Below are 20,756 nucleotides of genomic sequence, written 5' to 3' on the forward strand. Positions count from 1 at the left end.
AGCGGCCCGACACTTCATTAGTCGGGCAGGCGTTGAAACAGTGTGCCAGCGTGCGGGTGCTCTGGCTATCGGCGAACGACCAGATACAAGCCGACGGCCACCATGATCCCGGCCGGCCAATGACCCAGTTCGTTCAGCGGCCCACCGGCAGCGAGTATGGTGCCGCCGGCCAGGTGCGCACAGCCGAGCAGTCGCAGAAGCCAATCATCCTTGCGGCGGTGCCACGGTGGCGGCGGGTCGTAGGCGTGGGGCTGGGACATGCGCTCGAGCAGGTCGCGGGCCATGTTGGCCAGGTGCGGTAGCTGTTCGAACTGGCTCTGCACGTTGCCGATCAAGGCTTTGGGACTGACGCGCTCGCGCATCCAGCGTTCGAGGAACGGCTGGGCGGTGTTCCACAAATCGAGGTCCGGGTACAACTGACGGCCCAGGCCTTCAATGTTCAGCAGGGTTTTTTGCAGCAAAACGAGCTGCGGCTGCACTTCCATGTTGAAGCGTCGGGCGGTCTGGAACAGGCGCATCAGCACCTGACCGAAGGAAATATCCTTTAACGGTTTTTCGAAAATCGGCTCGCACACGGTGCGGATCGCCGCCTCGAATTCGTTGAGTTTGGTTTCCGCCGGCACCCAGCCTGAGTCAATGTGCAGCTGCGCGACACGACGGTAATCACGCTTGAAGAACGCGAACAGGTTGCGCGCCAGGTAGTCCTGGTCTTCCGGAGTCAGGCTGCCGACGATGCCACAGTCGATCGCAATGTACTGCGGACTCCACGGGTTCACGGTGCTGACGAAGATGTTGCCGGGGTGCATGTCCGCGTGGAAGAAGCTGTCGCGGAACACTTGGGTGAAGAAGATCTCGACGCCGCGCTCAGCGAGCATTTTCATGTCGGTGCGCTGGTCGGCCAGGGTTGTCAGGTCGGTGACCTGAATGCCGTAGATGCGCTCCATCACCAGCACTTTCGGCCGGCACCAGTCCCAATAGACTTGCGGCACGTAGAGCAGCGGCGAGCCGTCGAAGTTACGCCGCAACTGGCTGGCGTTGGCCGCCTCGCGCAGCAGGTCGAGTTCGTCGTAGATGGTTTTTTCGTAGTCCTGGACCACGTCCACCGGGTGCAGCAGGCGCGCGTCGGCCGAGAGCTTTTCGGCGGCGCGGGCGAGGATGAACAGCCACGCCAGGTCCTGCGCGATGATCGGCTTGAGGCCTGGGCGGATGACCTTGACCACTACTTCTTCGCCGGTTTTCAGCTGCGCGGCATGCACTTGCGCCACCGAGGCCGAAGCCAGCGGTTCGACGTCGAAGCGGCTGAAGACTTCGCTGATCTTTTTGCCGAGCTGTTCTTCGATCAGATTGACCGACACTTGCGAGTCGAACGGCGGCACGCGGTCCTGCAGCTTCATCAGCTCATCGGCGATGTCTTCCGGCAGCAAGTCGCGGCGGGTGGACAGGATTTGCCCGAACTTGATGAAAATCGGTCCCAGGTCCTGCAACGCCAGGCGCAATCGCGCGCCACGGCTCAGGTCCAGCGTCTTGCGCGGGAACCAGCGCCACGGCAAGGCGTAGCGCAGCGCCAGCAGAAACCATGGCAGTGGCAGGGCGAACAAAAGGTCATCGAGGCGGTAGCGAATCACAACGCGCTGGATGCGCAACAAACGGCGGACGGCAAGCAGCTTCATGCGTTATCGCTTGGGTCGAGGGATCGGGAAAGGCGCTCGAAACGCGCCTCGAGACGTTCCAGATCGAGTTTGATCTGGTCCAGTTCACTGAAACGGGCTTCGGCTTCGCGCTGACCGACGAGGGCGCGCGATTCTTCGGCCAGGTACTCGCCAAGGTTCTGGTTCAGGCTGGCGAACCCTTGCTGATACCAGCGTGCGCGACTGCGCAGATGACCGCCGAGCAGTGGCGTGGCGACCGGCCCCAGCCAGCGCGAGAGTTCGTACTCCCAGTCCAGCTCAAGGTCCTGAAGGATCGCCGCCAGTTCCAGCAGCACGCCGCTGTCGCCGTCGAGTTCGACTTCAGGAGCATGCAAGACCGAAGTCTTGTCCTTGCTCATGGCCAGTTTCAACAGGCTGGAGGCCGGTGCGCGCAAGGTGCAGTCGGCGCCGGTTTCCCAGTGGGAAGCCAGCATCAAGCCTTCGTCGCTGGGCAAGATGAACACTTGCAGCGCCGGGCTGCGGCAGTCGACGGCAATCACCTTGCCACTCAAATGCGCCAGCCGCGGCAACGCCGTGCTGTCGAGACGCAGCACCCGGTTCAGACCGAGTTCAACGCTGGCGAGCAGGCCGGCCAGCAACATCAGGGTTTGATGCCGCGGTGCAGGGCGACGATGCCTGCGGTCATGTTGTGGTAGGTCACGCGGTCGAAACCGGCCTCGACCATCATCGACTTCAGGGTTTCCTGATTCGGGTGCATGCGGATCGATTCGGCCAGGTAGCGATAGCTTTCCGAGTCGTTGGTGATCAGCTTGCCCATCAGCGGCATGAAGGCGAACGAGTAGGCGTCGTAGGCTTTGGACATCAGCGCGTTGGTTGGCTTGGAGAACTCCAGCACCAGCAAGCGGCCGCCCGGTTTCAGCACGCGCAGCATCGAACGCAGGGCGTCTTCTTTATGGGTAACGTTGCGCAGGCCGAAAGCGATGGTCACGCAGTCGAAATGGTTGTCCGGGAACGGCAGCTTTTCAGCATCGGCCTGAACGAATTCGACGTTGCCGGCCACACCCAGATCCAGCAGGCGGTCACGACCGACCTTGAGCATGGATTCGTTGATGTCGGCCAACACGACCTGGCCGGTCGGGCCAACGAGGTGCGAGAACTTCTTGGTCAGATCGCCCGTGCCGCCAGCGATGTCCAGCACGCGGTTACCGGTGCGAACACCCGACAGCTCGATCGCGAAACGCTTCCACAGACGGTGCATGCCGCCCGACAGGAGGTCGTTCATCAAGTCGTACTTGGCGGCTACCGAGTGGAAAACTTCAGCGACTTTTTCCGCTTTCTGGCTTTCCGGAACGTTTTTGAAGCCGAAGTGAGTGGTGGGTTCGGCATCGCTGCCTTTGCGCTGATCAGTCATATCGCTGTCACCAAAAGAGAATGCGGGACATTCTAATCCCGGTGGCCTGCTTTGTCTTGGCAAGGCTGCAGGTAAGATAGGTAACCACCGGGACGTTTTGCCGCAGTAGCGGTCAAGATGCGTCAGGAAAGTATTCATAAAGCAGGAGTCATTCGATGGCCCGTATTAGTGTTGAGCGTTCCCACGGCCTGGGTAAGGAAGCGGCCCGCGAGAAGGCCGACCAGTTGGCGCAGAAACTGTCCGATCAATATGGCCTGGAGCCGCAATGGTCCGGCGATACCCTGAACCTCAAGCGTTCCGGTGTGAAAGGCGCGGTGTATGTGGGCGAGGATTCGATCAAGGTCGATGTCGAACTTGGCCTGTTGATGTCGGCCATGAGCGGCACGATCAAATCGGAAATCGAAAAGGCCCTGGATAAAGCGTTGGTTTGATTTTCACGTGACATGCAACTCTTGTAGGAGTGAGCCTGCTCGCGATAGCAGTCTGTCAGTCGACATCAATTTTGGCTGATAGACCGCTATCGCGAGCAGGCTCGCTCCTACATTTGTTTTGTGGTGTGCCCAAGGTTTTGTGTCAGTTGTTAGGGTGCCGTTTCTAATTATTCTCACTACTTTGTGCCTGAGCCCGACTCTTTCGCGGGCAGTTCCTCAAACCTTCTGCGCGTGAGGTGCACCATGGCCAAAGTTATTTTGAAGAAAAAAATCGACGCTTCGACGGCTGCTCTGGGCGACGTTAAATCTTATGCCCGCAAGATCTGGCTGGCAGGCCTGGGTGCCTACACCAAGGTCGGCCAAGAGGGCAGCGAGTACTTTCAAGAGTTGATCCAGGCGGGTCAAGCTGTTGAAAAGAAAGGCAAAAAAGTAGTTGCCGAGAAACTTGAAGCGGCCAATGCCGAGATCGATGAAGCCAAGAGTGAAGTCACTACTTTCAAAGGTAAGGTCGAACTTCAACTCGACAAGGTCGAGAAGGCTTTTGACTCACGTGTCGCAAGTACCTTGAATCGTATCGGCATTCCGTCTAAACATGACGTTGAGACACTCTCTGCCAAGCTCGATGAGCTGACGGCATTGCTCGAACGCGTCGCGCGTAAATCTTAAGGAGAACGGGATGGCTGGTAAAAAGAACACCGAAAAAGAAGGCAGCTCGTGGATCGGGAAAGTCGAAGACTACTCCCGCAAAATCTGGCTGGCTGGTTTAGGCGTGTACTCGAAGATCGACACTGACGGCAGCAAACTCTTCGATACATTGGTTAAAGATGGCGAGAAAGCCGAGAAGCTCACCAAGAGCGCTGTCGGCAAGAAAGTTGATGCTGCCAAGGACTCTGCTTCGTCGGCCAAGTCGCGCATCAGCGGCGTGAAAGATCGCGCACTGGGCAAGTGGGATGAGCTGGAAGGGGCTTTCGACAAGCGTCTGAACAGCGCCATTTCGCGCCTGGGTGTACCGAGCCGCAATGAAGTCAAAGCACTGCACAGCAAGGTCGATACCCTGACCAAGCAAATCGAAAAACTCACCGGTGCCAAGGTGGCGCCTGTTGCGGCGAAAACCGCAGCGGCCAAACCTGCGGCGAAGTCCGCTGCCAAACCACTGGCTAAAGCTGCCGCTAAACCGGCTGCCAAACCAGCGGCCAAAACTGCCGCAGCGAAACCTGCAGCAGCAAAACCAGCGGTCAAAGCAGCAGCAAAACCAGCCGCTAAACCGGCTGCCAAAACTGCAGCGGCCAAACCCGCTACCAAGCCAGCGGCCAAACCTGCCGCAGCGAAGAAGCCAGCGGTGAAAAAGCCGGCGGCTCCGAAAGCGGCTGCGCCAAAACCAGCAGTGGCTGCCGCCAAACCGGCAACCCCGGCACCGGTCAGCACTTCGAACTCCGCTACTGCGCCGACCCCTGCTGTAACCCCGACTGTCGCGCCAGCTCCTTCGACGCCAACCAGTCAGTCCTGATTTTTCAGGGCTCAAGAAAACGCCCGGCCTGTGAAGGTCGGGCGTTTTTGTTTGTGCTTCAAGAACCACCCCTCACCCCAGCCCTCCCGAAACGTCGGACCGCCCCAGTGGGGAGAGGGGGAAAGGGAGCCAATCGGGGAGTTTTCAGATCCTGAGTTCGACTGTGGACTTTCAGGTCGATGTAGCTCCAAGAACACATCGGTCAGTCCCCTCTACCCCCTGGGGAGAGGGTTAGGGTGAGGGGTGGTTCCAACTGATTCACTCGTGTTCTTCGAGGTATTGAAGCGCCAACTGCTCCGTCGCGACCTTGATCGGGGGCAGCAGATGCGGCGCCACCAGCATCATGATCTGGTACACCACCAATCTCACCTCACCCTCGCGATCAAGAATCCGCTGATAGTCCAGTGAGAACAGCAGCGTCATGGTGATCTGTTCCACCAACTGCCCCAACGCCTGGGTATCGCTGACCAATTGCCCCTGAGCCTTCAATCGTGCGAGCAACGAAGCCAGCGTGCGCTTCAACGCGTTGAGCAGGTTGCGTATGCCCTTGGCCAGTTTCGGCAAGCGCCCGGCGAGGTTCGACAGGTCCTGGAACAGAAACCGGTAATGGGCCAGGCGCTCGACGATCAGGTGCAGGAACAGCCAGTAATCTTCCGGCGCAAGTTCCACATCGGCCGGTGGATCGAGCAGGGGCGCCAGTTCGGCCTGGAAGCGCTCGAACAGTCCGAGAATCAACGGTTCCTTGCCGTGGAAGTGGTAGTAGAGGTTGCCCGGGCTGATACCCATTTCGTTGGCAACTTCCATGGTGGAGACGTTCGGCTCGCCCTTCTGATTGAACAACTGCAAAGCACATTCGAGAATCCGGTCGCGGGTTTTCATCCAGTCTTCTTAATGGTTCGTTGAACGTCAGCGCACACGCACGTAAGTACCGGGTGCTGCCTCCATCGGTGGATAGTTCTGGTTGCCAAGCACCATGTGAGTTTCTTTTAGCGCGCCTGAACGTTCTTGAATCCAGCCCAGCCACTGAGTCCACCAACTGCCGTCGACTTGCTTGGCGTCGTAATACCAGGCCCGTGGGTCGCCGCTCAGCTTCGTGCTCTCGACGAAGTTGGCTTTCGGGTTTGAGGGTGGGTTGAGAATGCTCTGTACATGGCCGCTGTTGGACAACACGAAGCGTCGCTCGCCACCCAGCAGCAGGGTCGAGCGATATACCGCATCCCACGGGGTGATGTGGTCATTGATGCCCGCGACGCTGAAGCTGTCGACGTTGACTTTTTGCAAGTCGATCGGCGTGCCACACACTTCCAGACCACCCGGATGACTCAGCGGGTTGTGTTTGAAGAAGTCCAGCAAGTCGCCATGCAAGGCTGCCGGTAAACGTGTGTTGTCGTTGTTCCAGTAAAGGATGTCGAACGCCGGCGGCTCCTTGCCCAACAGGTAGTTGTTAACGAAATAGCTCCAGATCAAATCGTTGGGACGCATCCAGGCGAAGATCTTGGCCATGTCGCGGCCGTCCAGCACGCCTTTCTGATACGAGCGGCGCTTGGCCGCTTCAAGGGTCTGTTCGTCGGCGAAGAGGGTCGCAGGCGAGTCCATCTGACTGTCGAGCAGGCTCACCAGATAGGTCGCGCTGGACACCCGCCGCAGTTGTCGCTTGGCCTGCAAATGGCCTTGCAGCGCGGCGATGGTCAGTCCGCCCGCGCAGGCGCCCATCAGGTTGACCTCACGAGCGCCGGTGATCGCCCGGCACACATTCATCGCTTCTTCCACGGCTTCAACGTACGTCGACAGCCCCCATTCGCGATGACGTACATCCGGATTGCGCCAACTGATCATGAAGGTTTGCAGGCCGTTCTTCAGGGCGAACTGGACGAAGCTGTTGTGCGGGCTCAGGTCGAAAATGTAGTACTTGTTGATCTGTGGCGGCACCACCAGCAGCGGCTTGGAATACTGCTTTTCGCTCATGGGCTTGTACTGGATCAACTCCAGCAGCTCATTGCGAAACACCACGGAGCCCGTCGTGGTGGCGACCGTTTTGCCGACCTCGAAAGCTTGCTTGGTGACTTGTCTGGGCAGACCGTCGTTGTGCAGGAAGTCGTCGACCAGGTGGCTGATGCCTCGCACCAGGCTGTTGCCGCCGGAGTTGAAGATCTCCTTGATCGCCAGCGGATTAAGCAGGCTGTTGGACGGTGCCATGGCGTCGTTGAGCAAGGCGAACGCGAAGTGCGCGCGGGCGCGATCGTCCGGGGTCATGTTGCTCTCGTCGATCCAGTGTTTGACCTGCTTCTGCCAGCTCAGGTAGGCCTGCAAGCTGCGGCGATAAAATGGATTGAGGCTCCACGCCGGGTCGGCAAAGCGATTGTCCTGCGGATTGGTCGGGTGCAGGGTTTCGCCCAGCAGTACGCGGCCCAGTTGACCGCCCAGCTTCAAGGCGTGTCGGGCGGTGTGCACCGGGTTGCGCAAACCATGGGCAGCAACGCTGCGCAGGGTGGAAAACAGATCCCGACCACGCAGGCCGGTAATCGCACTCTGTGCGTTGATGAACGCGGCGGGAGTGGGCAAATATTCCCTCGCTGGTTTTTCGCGCATGAATCAACACTCCTTCGTCTTCAGGCCAAATACAGTTACTCCGAACCAGAACACCATAGACGCTGTTGCGGGTTGTTGCGCGGCGCTGCGTCTTCCCGACTGACAATGGGCCGATTAGCCGCCCAATGGCGCTGGATGCGGATGCATCACGGCACGCTGACGTTCTTCTTCGAGAAACTTCATGATGATTGGTGCCACTGCTTCGGCCCGGGTAATCAAAAACAGATGCCCGTCATCGATGATGTGCAACTGGGCGTTGGGAATCCGCCAGGCCAGTAACCGCATGTTGACCAACGGGATCAGTGGATCGTCGTCACCGGCCAGCACCAAGGTTGGCTGATGGATCTTGTGCAACCAGTGAATGCTGGTCCAGCCGAGGCCGGCAAACAGCTGCCAGTAGTATCCGAGCTTGCCGGCCGAGCGGACCTTGGCGGCATGGCTGGCGGCGAGGGTTGGATCGCGACGGAACGCACCGCCATAGATCATCGGCGCGATGCGAATCACGTGAGACGGCTGGATGTAGCGTCGTGGGCTGGCCATCATCCACAGGACTTTCGGCTTGCCCGGCACCATAACCGTGCCAGCCGCCGTGGCCGCCAGAACGAGTTTCTTGCAGCGCTCGGGATAGTCGTAAGCGAACTGCTGGGCGAGGGCGCCGCCCCAGGAAACGCCGATGACATTGACTTGCCCGTAGTCGAGATAGTCGAGCATCCGCGCCGTGAGTTTCGCCAGTCCCGGAAAGCGATACGGTCGGTTTGGCGTCGACGAACCGCCGACACCGGGGACGTCGAAAGCGATGACTTCCAGGTCCGGGTCCAGCGCCGCGACGAACGGAAACACCAGCTCCAGGTTGGCGCCGATGCCGTTGAAAATCAGCAAGGGCGTCAAGTGAGGCTTGCCGGGGCGTACCGCCGTGCGGAGGGTCTGGCCATCCAGGTCGACGGTACGAAATATGAACGGTTGCGGCATGCACGGAGCCCTGTAGGTGTGTATGGGAGCAGGCTTGCCCGCTCCCACGTGTGTTACTTCAATTACCGCTCATGCACATAGGTGCCCGGCGCAGCTTCGCCCGCCGGATAAGCCTTGTTGCCCAAACTGTTTGGAGACTTCTTCAGCTTGCCCGAACGTTCGGCTTGCCATCCCTGCCAGTGCAGCCACCAGGAATCGGTGTGCTTGGTGGAGTTTTCTTGCCACTCCTCAGCCTTGAGCGGCATCTCGGTGTTGGTCATGTAGCGCGATTTCGGATTGCCCGGCGGGTTCAGAATGCTCTGGATATGCCCACTGCTGGACAGTACGAATTCAACCTTGCCACCGAACAGTTGCGCCGACTTGTAGCAGGACTTCCACGGGGTGATGTGGTCGTTGGTGCCGGCCAGGGAGAAGATGTCGGCAGTGACCTGCTTCAGATCGATTGGTGTGCCGCACACTTCCAGTGCGTCAGGACGGATCAGCGGGTTGGTTTTGAACATCTCGATCAGGTCGCCGTGGAACGCTGCGGGCAACCGTGTGGTGTCGTTGTTCCAGAACAGGATGTCGAACACCGGCGGCTCGTTGCCCAGCAGGTAGTTGTTGACCCAGTAGTTCCAGATCAGGTCGTTGGGGCGCATCCAGGCGAAAACTTTCGCCATGTCGCGGCCTTCCAGTACGCCGGCCTGATAAGAGTGGCGCTTGGCGGATTCGAGGGTCTGTTCGTCGACAAACAGGGCCACGTCGCTGTCCAGGGTGGTGTCCAGCACGCTGACCAGCAGCGTCAAGGCGTTGACCTTGTTCTCGCCGAGCGCGGCGTAGTGGCCCAGCAGGGCGGTGCAGGTGATGCCGCCGGAGCAGGCGCCGAGCATGTTGATGTCTTTGCTGCCGGTGATCGCGGTGACCACGTCGACCGCTTCCTTGAGCGCTTCGATGTAGGTCGACAGACCCCACTCGCGCTGTTCCTTGGTCGGGTTGCGCCAGCTGACGATGAACGTCTGCATGTTGTTGCGCAGGCAGAAGCGCGCCAGACTCTTTTCCGGGCTCAGGTCGAAAACATAGAACTTGTTGATCTGCGGTGGCACCACCAACAGTGGGCGCTCGTGCACCTGTTCGGTGGTCGGCCGATACTGGATCAGCTCCAGCACATCATTGCGAAACACCACCGCGCCTTCGGTGACGCCCAGGCTCTTGCCGACCTCGAACGCGCCCATGTTGACCTGGCTCGGCATGCCGCCGTTGTGCACCAGATCCTTGGCCAGATGGGAGAGGCCGTCGAGCAGGCTTTTGCCACCGGTTTCGAAGAAGCGTTTGACCGCCGCCGGGTTGGCCGCACTGTTGGTCGGGGCCATGGCTTCGGTCATGAGGTTGATCACGAAATGCCCGCGTGCGACGTCCTTGGGCGAGAGATTGCTTTCGCCGATCCAGTCGTGGAGCTCCTTGCGCCACGCCAGGTAAGTTTGCAAATAACGTTTGTAGAGCGGGTTCTGGCTCCAGGCCGGATCGGCGAAGCGACGGTCATCGCTTGTCGGTTGCAGCGCGGATTTGCCGAACAGCACGTTCTTCAGTTCGATGCCGAAATGAGCGACATGCTTTGCACTGTGAATCGGTTGTTTGATGGCCTGGGTCAGCACCATGCGGGCAGAGCCCAACAGATCTTTTCTACGCAGTCCAACGACCGGATTCAGCCCCAAGGTATTTTCCGAGGCCTGAACTTTCAGGTCATCGTTATTCTTGTTACTCATCTACGACGCTCCATTGTCCTGAGACGAGTACCTGGGTCCAGCTGTGCAGTCCACAGCCAATGCCAGGTACTACTGCTCGGGTGACCGTTAATTCTGCATCGCTGCTTTTTAGTTCAGAGAGCACTGCAGGTACCTTGCCAGCTCCATTGGTTACCCGAGTTTAATTTTTTTCGCAAGCAGGCCAATCGTCGGCCAGGAAGCGGAGCATTCAAACAGATGGAATTAGAAAATGCCTTCTAATGAGCGAAAGGCCCGATTTAGAGCATCAGCTTGACGATGGACTCGTTCGGATCGCGGGTCTTTCCGGCGGCTTTTAGTTCGGCAAGATAATCGTTCCAGAGATCCTCTTGGCGCACGCCCAACTGGTACAGATATTCCCAGGTGAACAGGCCGCTGTCATGGCCGTCGTCGAAGGTCAATTTCAGTGCGTACTGACCGGCCGGTTCTACCTTGGTCAGGCCTACGCCGATCTTGCCAAATTGCAGGATAGGTTTGCCGTGGCCCTGGACCTCGGCGGAAGGAGAGTGCACGCGCAGGAACTCGGCGGGCAGGTGATGTTCCTCGCCGGACGCGTATTTCAGCGACAGGGTTTTCGAGGCTTTGTGCAGTTTGATATCGGTGGGGAGTTGGGTCATGACTGCGTTCCGTTTTTGGTAGAACCCTGTGGGAGCGAGCTCGCTCCCACAGGTCCTCCATCACTGTAAGTGTTTCTTACAGGATATAACGGGACAGGTCTTCGTTCTGCGCCAATTCGCCCAAGTGGCTGTTGACGTAATCGGCGTCGATCAGGATCGCCTTGTCATCGTGGGCGCTGGCCAGATCACCGGCGCTGAACGACACCTCTTCAAGCAGACGCTCAAGCAGCGTGTGCAAGCGACGGGCACCGATGTTCTCGGTCTTCTCGTTGACCTGCCAGGCGATCTCGGCAATGCGCTTGATACCGTCCGGCTGGAACTCGATCACCAGGCCTTCGGTTTTCAGCAGTGCGCAATACTGCTCGGTGAGCGATGCGTGCGGTTCGCTGAGAATGCGTTCGAAATCTTCAGGCGTCAGCGCCTTGAGTTCGACACGAATCGGCAGGCGACCTTGCAGCTCAGGCACCAGATCGCTCGGCTTGCTCAGGTGGAACGCACCGGACGCGATGAACAGGATGTGGTCGGTCTTGACCATGCCCAGTTTGGTGTTGACGGTGCAGCCTTCGATCAGCGGCAGCAAGTCGCGCTGTACGCCTTCACGGGAGACGTCAATGCCACCGGAGTTGCCGCGCTTGGCGACCTTGTCGATTTCGTCGATGAACACGATGCCGTGCTGCTCGACGGCTTCCAGCGCCTTGGCCTTCAACTCTTCTTCGTTGACCAGGCGACCGGCTTCTTCGTCACGCACCAGTTTCAGTGCTTCCTTGACCTTGATCTTGCGGCTCTTGCGTTTGCCTTTGCCCATGTTGGCGAACAGGCTCTGCAACTGGTTGGTCATCTCTTCCATGCCCGGCGGCGCGGAGATATCGACACCGGTCACTTCGGCGACTTCGATTTCGATCTCTTTGTCATCCAGCTGACCTTCGCGCAGGCGCTTGCGGAACAGCTGACGGGTGTTGGAGTCGGCCGACGGTGCGGCGTCGTCGCTGCTGAAGCCCATGCGTGCTGGTGGCAGCAGGGCGTCGAGGATGCGTTCTTCGGCGGCGTCTTCGGCGCGGTGGCGAACCTTGGTCATTTCCTGTTCGCGCAGCAGCTTGATCGCTGCGTCGGCCAGGTCACGAATAATCGATTCAACGTCGCGGCCGACGTAGCCGACTTCGGTGAACTTGGTCGCTTCGACCTTGATGAACGGCGCGTTGGCCAGTTTCGCCAGGCGACGAGCGATCTCGGTTTTACCGACACCGGTCGGGCCGATCATCAGGATGTTTTTTGGCGTGACTTCAACGCGCAGTTCTTCAGGCAACTGCATCCGGCGCCAGCGGTTACGCAGCGCGATGGCGACGGCGCGCTTGGCATCGTCCTGGCCGATGATATGGCGATTGAGTTCGTGGACGATTTCACGGGGAGTCATGGACATAGTAATTGGCGGTCCTCAGGTAAAAGTGAGCCGTGGCATGGTGGCCAAAACAGGCTTACTCAGCGAGGTCCTGCTCCTCAATGGTGAAGGTGTGGTTGGTGAATACACAGATGTCGCCGGCGATGCCGAGGGCGGTTTCGACGATTTCCCGGGCCGACAGATCGGTTTTCTTCAGCAGCGCGCTGGCGGCAGCCTGGGCGTAACCGCCACCGGAGCCCATGGCGATCAGACCTTCTTCAGGTTCGACCACGTCGCCGTTGCCGGTGATGATCAGAGAAGCGTCTTTGTTCGCGACCGCGAGCATGGCCTCGAGGCGGCTGAGGGAGCGGTCAGTGCGCCATTCTTTGGCGAGTTCGACAGCGGCGCGAACCAGGTGGCCCTGATGTTTCTCAAGCTGGCCTTCGAAACGCTCGAAGAGGGTGAAGGCGTCAGCGGTGGCCCCGGCAAAGCCGGCGATCACCTGGCCGTGGTACAAGCGGCGAACTTTCTTCGCGTTGCCTTTCATCACGGTATTGCCGAGAGAAACCTGGCCGTCGCCGCCCATGACGACTTTGCCGTGGCGGCGAACTGAAACGATGGTGGTCAAGGGAGAGTCTCCACGCAGCGGGGCGAAAATGCCTTATGCCAACTCATATGGGGGTGGTGGAGCGTATTTCAACTGTAGGGCGCGGCGGGGGACGAGCGGTGTTTCGCTGGGATGGGGGCGTTGTCGGTGCTGGCGCCTTCGCGGGCAAGCCTCGCTCCTACACGGGATAGCGCAATCCTTGTAGGAGCGAGGCTTGCCCGCGAAGAACGATAACGCGGTACGTCAGATGAAATCAGCGGCTTTGGCGTTGTTGTAACAACAGGTTGCTGAACCCGCTGCCGGCCAGTTGTTTCTGGGCGGTGGTCAGCTGTTCGCGGTTGCTGAACGGTCCGACCAATACCCGATACCAGGTTTCGTCCTTCACGGTGCCGGATTCAACCGCCACAGCCTGACCGAGCAAGATGATCTGCGCCCGAACCTTGTCCGCATCAGCCTCCTTGCGGAACGAACCGGCCTGCAGGAAGAACTTGGTCACTGGCGCCGCTTTGGACACCGGTGGCGCTGGCGGCGGGGTAATCCCTGCCAGTGCGGCCTGAGCCCGCGCGGTATCGATCTTCGCCGCTTGCTCTGGTGTGACCGGCGTCGTCGGAATGGCCGGCACTTGTGGCGTCGGCAGGGTTTTCTCCGGCACGGCATCCGGCGGCACGATGACTTCCGATTCCGGCAGCAACGTGTAGAAGTCGTACTTCGGCTTCACCGGTTGAGTCGGGCTCGGCGGGGTCTTGTTGGCCTCGACGATCTTGGCTTTCTGCTGCTCGATCTTCTCGCGCTTGACGCTCTCGCTGCCCTTGCCCGGTTCCAGCTTCATCAGGAACACAATAAACGCGCCGACCGTCAGGCCGATGGCCATCCACAGCCAGCCCGGGATCGGTTGTTTTGCAGGAGCTTGGTAACGGCTGGCGCCACGCTTGGGTGCAGGTTTTTTCTTGGCAGCCAACTTACATACGCTCCAGAGTTTCCAGACCCAAGAGTTCCAGGCCTTGCTTGAGAGTGCGGCCGGTCAGCGCGGCGAGGCGCAGACGGCTCTGCATTTGCGCCGGGGTGTCGGCGCTGAGGATCGGGCAGTTCTCGTAGAAGCTGGAGAACAGGCCGGCAACATCGTACAGGTAGGTGCACAGGATGTGCGGCGTGCCTTTGTCGGAAACGTTGTTCAGCACTTCGCCGAACTGCGCGAGCTTCGCCGCCAATTCGTGTTCGTGCGGTGCTTCGAGGACGATCTGGCCTTCGACTTCGCTGAAGTCCTTGCCGAGTTTGCGGAACACGCCGGCCACGCGGGTGTAGGCGTACAGCAGGTACGGCGCGGTGTTGCCTTCGAAGTTCAGCATCAGGTCGAAGTTGAAGCTGTAGTCGCTGGTGCGATGCTTGGACAAGTCGGCGTATTTCACCGCGCCAATGCCCACGACCTTGGCGATGTTGCGCAGTTCGTCTTCAGCCAGTTCCGGGTTCTTTTCTTTCACCAGGTTGTAGGCGCGCTCCTGGGCTTCGGTCAGCAGGTCGATCAGCTTCACGGTGCCGCCGTCACGGGTTTTGAACGGACGGCCATCGGCGCCGTTCATGGTGCCGAAGCCCATGTGTTCCATGTCCATCGGGTGCGTCACGAAGCCGGCCAAACGCGCGACCTGGAACACTTGCTGGAAGTGCAGGGCCTGACGCTGGTCGACGAAGTACAGCGCGCGGTCAGCCTTCAGCTTGCCGCTGCGGTAACGCACGGCCGCCAAGTCGGTGGTGGCGTAGAGGTAGCCGCCGTCAGCCTTGACGATGATCACCGGCAGCGGGTCGCCGTCGGCGTTCTTGAATTCGTCGAGGAACACGCACTGGGCGCCGTTGCTCTCGACCAGCAGGCCAGCGGCCTTGAGGTCGTTGACCACGTTGATCAGGTCGTCGTTGTAGGCGCTTTCACCCATCACGTCGGCCATGGTCAGTTTGACGTTCAGCAGTTCGTAGATTTTCTGGCAGTGCGACAGCGAGATGTCTTTGAACTTGGTCCACAGCGCCAGGCAGTCCGGGTCGCCGGCTTGCAGCTTGACCACCAGACCACGGGCGCGATCTGCGAACTCTTCGGATTCATCGAAGCGTTGTTTGGCGGCGCGGTAGAAGTTTTCCAGGTCCGACAGCTCGTCGCTGGTGATCGGGTTTTCCTGGAGGTACGCCATCAGCATCCCGAACTGGGTACCCCAGTCGCCGACGTGGTTCTGACGGATCACTTCGTCGCCGAGGAATTCCAGCACCCGCGCCACGCCGTCACCGATGATGGTCGATCGCAAGTGGCCAACGTGCATCTCTTTGGCCAGGTTCGGTGCCGACAGGTCGACGACGGTGCGCTGCACCGGGCCGGCCTTGCGCACGCCGATGTGGGCGTCGGCCAGGGCGGCGTCCAGGCGAGTGGCCAGGGCTTGGGTGTTCTGGAAGAAGTTCAGGAAGCCAGGGCCGGCGATTTCGGTCTTGGTTACGTTTTCGTCAGCCGGCAGCGCGGCGATGATTTTTTCTGCCAGGTCACGCGGCTTCATGCCGGCCGGTTTGGCCAGCATCATCGCGATGTTGCTGGCGAAATCGCCGTGAGTCTTGTCACGGGAGTTTTCCACCTGGATCGCCGGCGACAGGCCTTCAGGCAACACACCTTCGTTGACGAGTTGGGTGATGGCTTGTTGGATCAGCTGGCGAATGGTGTCTTTCATGGTGTTCTCTTTCGACCGCAAGCGCGGCGGCGCCTGGATGCGCTAGTGGAAAAACTGGGCATTATCCGTTGCGAAGACGGGCTTGCCAACTATACCGGGCAGGTTATGGATATGTGGTGACTATTCGGGCCTCTTCGCGAACAGGCTCGCGAAGGCGATCTCTAAATCAATACAGATCGACAGGGTCGACATCCAAAGACCAACGCACCGCCCGCCCACTCGGCATCTGCTCCAACACCAGCAGCCAGCTGCTTAATAGTCGGTGCAACGGCGCCCGGGCCGTCGCTTGCAGTAACAACTGCGCACGATAACGCCCGGCCCGGCGTTCCATCGGAGCCGGCACCGGCCCGAGCAGTTCAATCCCGGTCAGGTTCTGCTCGGCCAGCAAACGCTCGGCCTCGCTGCACGCCTCATCAAGAAAACCTTCAGCTTGCCCCGGTTTGTGCGCTTCGGCCCGCAGCAGCGCCAAGTGCGCAAACGGTGGTAACCCCGCCGAGCGACGTTCGCTCAACGCCTGTTCGGCAAAGGCGAAATAGCCCTGTTCAGTCAGTTGCACCAGCAGCGGATGGTCGGCCAAGTGGGTCTGGATGATCACTTTGCCCGGCTCTTCAGCCCGGCCCGCGCGTCCGGCAACCTGGACGATCAACTGCGCCATGCGCTCGCTGGCGCGGAAGTCGCCGGAAAACAGCCCGCCGTCGGCATCGAGAATCGACACCAAAGTCACCCGTGGAAAGTGGTGCCCTTTGGCAAGCATTTGCGTGCCCACCAGAATGCACGGCTGGCCTTTCTGAATGGTCGCGAACAGCTGATTCATGGCGTCTTTGCGCGAAGTGCTGTCGCGGTCGACCCGCAGCACCGGGACGTCCGGGAATAGAATCCCCAGCCGTTCCTCTGCGCGTTCGGTGCCGGCGCCGACAGGCCGCAAATCGACTTTGCCGCATTTCGGGCAATGCCGAGGGACGCGTTCGACGTAGCCGCAATGGTGGCAGCGCAGTTCGCCGGAGCGCTGGTGCACGGTCATGCGCGCATCGCAGCGCTGGCACTCGGACATCCAGCCGCAGTCGTGGCACAGCAAGGTCGGGGCAAAGCCGCGACGGTTGAGGAACACCAGCACTTGTTGGCCAGCGGCCAGCGTCTGACCGATGGCCTGCTGCATCGGCCCGGAAATGCCGCTGTCCAGTGGACGGCTTTTCACGTCCAGGCGCAGGAAGCGCGGTTGTTTGGCGCCACCGGCACGCTCGTTTAATCGCAGGAGGCCATAACGACCGGTGTAGGCGTTGTGCAGGCTTTCCAGCGAAGGCGTGGCAGAGCCGAGGACAATCGGGATGTTTTCCTGGCGTGCGCGCACCAGTGCCAAGTCGCGGGCGTGATAGCGCAGGCCTTCTTGCTGTTTATAGGAACCGTCGTGCTCTTCATCGATGATGATCAGGCCGGGGTTCTTCATCGGCGTGAACAGCGCCGAACGGGTGCCGATAATAATGTCGGCGTCACCGTCCCGGGCGGCGAGCCAGGCTTCCAGGCGTTCGCGGTCGTTGACCGCCGAGTGGATCAGCGCGATGCGTGCATTGAAACGCTGCTCGAAGCGCGCCAGGGTCTGCGGGCCGAGGTTGATCTCCGGGATCAGCACCAGCGCTTGCTTGCCGGCCTCGAGGGTTTCGCGGATCAGTTGCAAATAGACTTCGGTCTTGCCGCTGCCGGTGACGCCGGCCAGCAGAAACGCGTGATAGCTGTCGAAGCCGGCGCGAATCGCCTCATAGGCCGCACGCTGCTCCGGGTTGAGCGGCAGTTCCGGCTGCGCCAGCCAGTGTTCGTGGCGGGCGTCGGGGGCGTGCTTGCGGATTTCGACTTGCACCAGATCCTTGGCCAGCAGCAAATCCAGGCTGTCCTTGCTCAGCATCAGTTTGCTCAACAACTGATGGGCGACGCCGTGGGGATGCTGGGCCAGGGTCGCCAGGGCCTCCCGTTGACGCGGGGCGCGAGCGATGCGCGGGTCATCAAGGCTGGCACCGGGCGCGGCGGACCAGAAGCGTTCCTGCCGTGCTTCGGCCAGTTCACCCTGGCGCAGCAACACCGGCAGCGCCCAGCTCAACGTGTCGCCGAGGCTGTGCTGGTAATACTGGGAGGTCCACAGGCACAGTTTGAACAGCGCGGGAGGCAGGGGTGGCGTGGCATCGAGCAGGGCCAGGGCCGGCTTTAGCTTTTCTACCGGCACTTCGCTGGTGTCGGTGACCTCCACCAGAATCCCGATCATCTCCCGTCGGCCGAACGGCACCCGCAGGCGCATGCCCGGCTGCAACTGGGCACGCAGGACCCCGGCCGGGGCACGGTAATCGAACAGACGGCGCAGGGGCGAAGGCAGGGCGAGGCGCAAAATGGCGTCGGGCACGCGGTTGTTTTCTCGATGATGGGGCGGTGAAGAAGGCCGGGAGCCTAGCAGACGACTGGTGTAAGGGACAGCTTGCGTGATTGCAAAGGTCTGGTAGAATCCGCGGCCTAATTATGTGCGGTATTCAACAATAGTGTTGAGTGGCGGCACACTAGCCTGAGGAATACACCATGAAAGCCGATATCCATCCAGCGTACGAAACCATCGAAGTAACTTGCAGCTGCGGCAACAAGTTCGAAACTCGTTCGAACCTGTGCAAGCCACTGGGTACTGACGTATGCAACGAGTGCCACCCGTTCTACACCGGTAAGCAGAAGACTCTGGATACTGGCGGCCGTGTACAGCGCTTCGCAGACCGTTTCGGTGCTTTCGGCAAGAAACCTGCTGCTGCAGCAGAGTAAGGTTCGAAAGCCCCATGGGCTTTTCCTTGCTGATGAAAAAGGCGTCCCTTGCGGGCGCCTTTTTTGTGTCTGCGATTTGGCTTTCCGGTGCCCAGGCCTTCTGTCCGGCGCCGAGCGGGCTGACACCCGTTGTGGTGCAACGGGTGGTGGATGGCGACACGCTGCGCCTGAGTGATGGCCGCAGCGTGCGCATGATCGGTTTGAATACGCCGGAGCTGGGCAAGAAAGGCCGCTCCGACGAACCGTTCGCGGTGGTTGCGCGCCAACGTCTGGAGGTTCTGGTGGCCGCCAGCGACGGGCGGGTGGGTTTACTGCCCGGTAAAGAAAGCAAAGATCATTACGGCCGCACCTTGGCCCATGTCTACAGCGCCGATGGCGCCAACCTTGAAGCGCAGATGCTCGCTGAAGGACTCGGTTTCCAGGTAGCGGTCGCGCCGAATGTCGATCTGGTCGACTGCCAGCAAGCGGCGGAACACAGTGCCCGTCAGGCCGGACTCGGGTTGTGGCGTCAATCCCCTGTGCTGAAAGCGGAGCAGATCAGCACTTCCGGCTTCGTTGTGCTCAGCGGTCGTGTGAGCAAGGTTCAACGCAATCGCGGCGGGGTTTGGATCGAGTTGCAGGATTCGGTTGTACTGCGCGTTGCACCCAATTTGTTGGGTCGGTTTGATGTTGCGAATCTCGAGCGGCTGAAGGGCAGGCAGATCGAGGCCCGAGGCTGGGTGCTGGACCGTTCGCGGCGCGGCGGACTGAAAGAAGGGCAGGCGCGCTGGCTTTTGCCATTGACCGACCCGGCGATGCTTCAGATGGCACAGTGATAAAAAATTGTAGACATTTTTAATGTGGATTGTGAACAGTCAATCCCTTGTGTTCCGTGGCTCTTGGTCCAAAGTCGTAGGGCCGGGTGCTTGACAGGGGTGACCGGTCAGTCTTGTAGGGACTTTGCGACACGAGTATCCTCGGCGGTCCGTCTGTCCCACAGTAAAAAGCGGAATGCCCCTATGTCTGATTTGAAAACTGCCGCTCTCGAATATCATGCCCATCCTCGTCCAGGGAAGCTGAGCGTCGAGCTCACCAAAGCCACCGCTACCGCCCGCGACCTGTCGCTGGCCTACAGCCCCGGTGTAGCCGAACCAGTCCGCGAAATCGCCCGCGACCCTGAACTCGCCTACAAGTACACCGGCAAGGGCAATCTGGTTGCAGTCATTTCCGATGGCACCGCAATTCTCGGCCTGGGTAACCTCGGCCCATTGGCATCCAAGCCAGTGATGGAAGGTAAAGGCGTGCTGTTCAAGCGCTTCGCCGGCATCGACGTTTTCGACATCGAAGTCGACTCCGAAAGCCCGCAAGCCTTCATCGACACCGTCAAGCGCATCTCCATCACCTTCGGTGGCATCAACCTGGAAGACATCAAGGCACCTGAGTGCTTTGAGATCGAACGTGCTCTGATCGAGCAGTGCGACATTCCGGTATTCCACGATGACCAGCACGGCACCGCGATCGTTACTGCGGCCGGCATGATCAACGCCCTGGAAATCGCAGGCAAAACCCTCGCTGACGCCAAGATCGTCTGCCTGGGCGCCGGTGCTGCCGCCATCTCCTGCATGAAATTGCTGGTGAGCATGGGTGCCAATATCGAAAACATCTTCATGGTTGACCGTACCGGCGTGATCCACTCCGGCCGTGACGACCTGAACCAGTACAAGGCTGTTTTCGCTCACTCGACTGAAAAACGCACACTGGCCGACGCCCTGAAAGGCGCGGACGTGTTCGTTGGCCTGTCCGGCCCGAACCTGCTGAGCGCTGAAGGCCTGAAGTCCATGGCGGCCAACCCGATCGTGTTCGCGTGCTCCAACCCTGATCCGGAAATCTCCCCGGAACTGGCTCACGCCACCCGTGACGACGTGATCATGGCGACCGGCCGTTCGGACTACCCGAACCAGGTCAACAACGTGCTGGGCTTCCCGTTCATCTTCCGTGGTGCCCTGGACGTTCGCGCCAAGCGCATCAACGAAGAAATGAAAGTGGCTGCAGCCAACGCCCTGCGTGAACTGGCCAAGCTGCCGGTTCCTCAGGAAGTGTGCGACGCCTACGGCGGCATCAAACTGGAATTCGGTCGTGAGTACATCATTCCGAAACCAATGGATGCCCGTCTGATCACCGTGATCTCCGATGCCGTGGCCAAGGCTGCGATCGAGACCGGCGTAGCGACCCTGCCGTATCCGAAGAACTACCCGCTGAAAAGCGTGGATGACGTGTTCAACGGCTAAGTCGTTGTAGCGCTTCAATCAAAGGCCCCGGCTCTTGCGAGTCGGGGCTTTTTTATTACCGGTGGGTTTTGCAGCGGTTGTGCTGGCCTCT

19 protein-coding genes are annotated in these 20,756 nt (G+C 60.0%); 6 read left to right on the top strand and 13 right to left on the bottom strand.

Annotated features, from left to right (window positions below; translation table 11 throughout):
- Positions 1-65 precede the first annotated feature (65 nt).
- The 3 genes from ubiB to ubiE are packed head-to-tail and all read right to left on the bottom strand — an operon-like array spanning position 66 to position 3,060.
- The gene (ubiB, locus tag QF010_RS25675; protein ID WP_046052145.1) at positions 66-1,670 is read right to left on the bottom strand and encodes a ubiquinone biosynthesis regulatory protein kinase UbiB; all 1,605 of its coding nucleotides are present in this window, start codon (positions 1,668-1,670) and stop codon (positions 66-68) included.
- Positions 1,667-2,290, bottom strand: coding sequence for a ubiquinone biosynthesis accessory factor UbiJ (locus tag QF010_RS25680; protein WP_429534186.1), 624 nt, complete (start codon positions 2,288-2,290; stop codon positions 1,667-1,669). Before QF010_RS25680 ends, ubiB begins: the two co-directional genes overlap by 4 nt.
- Positions 2,290-3,060, bottom strand: coding sequence for a bifunctional demethylmenaquinone methyltransferase/2-methoxy-6-polyprenyl-1,4-benzoquinol methylase UbiE (ubiE, locus tag QF010_RS25685; protein ID WP_007948968.1), 771 nt, complete (start codon positions 3,058-3,060; stop codon positions 2,290-2,292). The genes QF010_RS25680 and ubiE overlap by 1 nt, the downstream gene beginning before the upstream one ends.
- Positions 3,061-3,215: 155 nt before the next feature.
- Here ubiE and QF010_RS25690 point away from each other — a divergent pair, with 155 nt between their 5' ends.
- From QF010_RS25690 to QF010_RS25700, 3 genes are all read left to right on the top strand, one after another.
- Positions 3,216-3,491 carry a polyhydroxyalkanoic acid system family protein gene (locus tag QF010_RS25690; protein WP_056741153.1) on the top strand — a complete coding sequence of 92 codons (276 nt, stop codon included), beginning with the start codon at positions 3,216-3,218 and terminating at the stop codon, positions 3,489-3,491.
- A gap of 243 nt (positions 3,492-3,734) precedes the next feature.
- A complete protein-coding gene (locus QF010_RS25695; protein ID WP_429534187.1) occupies positions 3,735-4,157 on the top strand; it encodes a phasin family protein in 423 nt (140 codons plus the stop codon).
- A gap of 10 nt (positions 4,158-4,167) precedes the next feature.
- The gene (locus QF010_RS25700; RefSeq protein WP_033055347.1) at positions 4,168-4,998 is read left to right on the top strand and encodes a phasin family protein; all 831 of its coding nucleotides are present in this window, start codon (positions 4,168-4,170) and stop codon (positions 4,996-4,998) included.
- A 258-nt stretch (positions 4,999-5,256) separates the two neighbouring features.
- Here QF010_RS25700 and QF010_RS25705 read toward each other — a convergent pair whose 3' ends face one another.
- From QF010_RS25705 to QF010_RS25750, 10 genes are all read right to left on the bottom strand, one after another.
- Positions 5,257-5,877, bottom strand: a complete 621-nt coding sequence (locus QF010_RS25705) for a TetR/AcrR family transcriptional regulator (RefSeq protein ID WP_033055348.1) — start codon at positions 5,875-5,877, stop codon at positions 5,257-5,259.
- A 27-nt stretch (positions 5,878-5,904) separates the two neighbouring features.
- Positions 5,905-7,587 (bottom strand): class II poly(R)-hydroxyalkanoic acid synthase, encoded by a 1,683-nt coding sequence (phaC, locus tag QF010_RS25710; RefSeq protein WP_429511322.1) that lies wholly within the window; start codon positions 7,585-7,587, stop codon positions 5,905-5,907.
- A 114-nt stretch (positions 7,588-7,701) separates the two neighbouring features.
- Positions 7,702-8,556: a poly(3-hydroxyalkanoate) depolymerase gene (phaZ, locus tag QF010_RS25715; RefSeq protein WP_033055350.1), complete on the bottom strand. Its 855-nt coding sequence runs from the start codon at positions 8,554-8,556 to the stop codon at positions 7,702-7,704.
- 62 nt (positions 8,557-8,618) lie between these two features.
- Positions 8,619-10,298 (bottom strand): class II poly(R)-hydroxyalkanoic acid synthase, encoded by a 1,680-nt coding sequence (phaC, locus tag QF010_RS25720; protein WP_429534188.1) that lies wholly within the window; start codon positions 10,296-10,298, stop codon positions 8,619-8,621.
- Positions 10,299-10,555: 257 nt separating this feature from the next.
- The gene (locus tag QF010_RS25725) at positions 10,556-10,933 is read right to left on the bottom strand and encodes a gamma-butyrobetaine hydroxylase family protein (RefSeq protein WP_008149540.1); all 378 of its coding nucleotides are present in this window, start codon (positions 10,931-10,933) and stop codon (positions 10,556-10,558) included.
- Between the two features lie 76 nt (positions 10,934-11,009).
- Positions 11,010-12,350 carry an ATP-dependent protease ATPase subunit HslU gene (gene hslU / locus QF010_RS25730; protein WP_033055353.1) on the bottom strand — a complete coding sequence of 447 codons (1,341 nt, stop codon included), beginning with the start codon at positions 12,348-12,350 and terminating at the stop codon, positions 11,010-11,012.
- A gap of 55 nt (positions 12,351-12,405) precedes the next feature.
- A complete protein-coding gene (gene hslV / locus QF010_RS25735; RefSeq protein ID WP_007899242.1) occupies positions 12,406-12,936 on the bottom strand; it encodes an ATP-dependent protease subunit HslV in 531 nt (176 codons plus the stop codon).
- Between the two features lie 232 nt (positions 12,937-13,168).
- Positions 13,169-13,873: an SPOR domain-containing protein gene (locus tag QF010_RS25740; protein WP_033055354.1), complete on the bottom strand. Its 705-nt coding sequence runs from the start codon at positions 13,871-13,873 to the stop codon at positions 13,169-13,171.
- A 1-nt stretch (position 13,874) separates the two neighbouring features.
- Entirely contained in the window at positions 13,875-15,611 is a 1,737-nt protein-coding gene (argS, locus tag QF010_RS25745; protein ID WP_033055355.1) for an arginine--tRNA ligase, read from the bottom strand.
- 166 nt (positions 15,612-15,777) lie between these two features.
- Positions 15,778-17,997, bottom strand: a complete 2,220-nt coding sequence (locus tag QF010_RS25750; RefSeq protein WP_033055356.1) for a primosomal protein N' — start codon at positions 17,995-17,997, stop codon at positions 15,778-15,780.
- A 170-nt stretch (positions 17,998-18,167) separates the two neighbouring features.
- Between QF010_RS25750 and rpmE the strand changes: the two genes are divergently transcribed.
- The 3 genes from rpmE (at position 18,168) to QF010_RS25765 (ending at position 20,665) form a co-directional block, all read left to right on the top strand.
- Entirely contained in the window at positions 18,168-18,398 is a 231-nt protein-coding gene (gene rpmE / locus QF010_RS25755; protein WP_008149553.1) for a 50S ribosomal protein L31, read from the top strand.
- Positions 18,399-18,412: 14 nt separating this feature from the next.
- Positions 18,413-19,213: a thermonuclease family protein gene (locus QF010_RS25760; protein WP_429534189.1), complete on the top strand. Its 801-nt coding sequence runs from the start codon at positions 18,413-18,415 to the stop codon at positions 19,211-19,213.
- A 183-nt stretch (positions 19,214-19,396) separates the two neighbouring features.
- Entirely contained in the window at positions 19,397-20,665 is a 1,269-nt protein-coding gene (locus QF010_RS25765; RefSeq protein ID WP_223431115.1) for a malic enzyme-like NAD(P)-binding protein, read from the top strand.
- Positions 20,666-20,756: the final 91 nt, after the last annotated feature.

The sequence above is a fragment of the Pseudomonas silensiensis genome (genome assembly GCF_050434865.1).
Taxonomy (GTDB): domain Bacteria; phylum Pseudomonadota; class Gammaproteobacteria; order Pseudomonadales; family Pseudomonadaceae; genus Aquipseudomonas; species Aquipseudomonas fluorescens_W.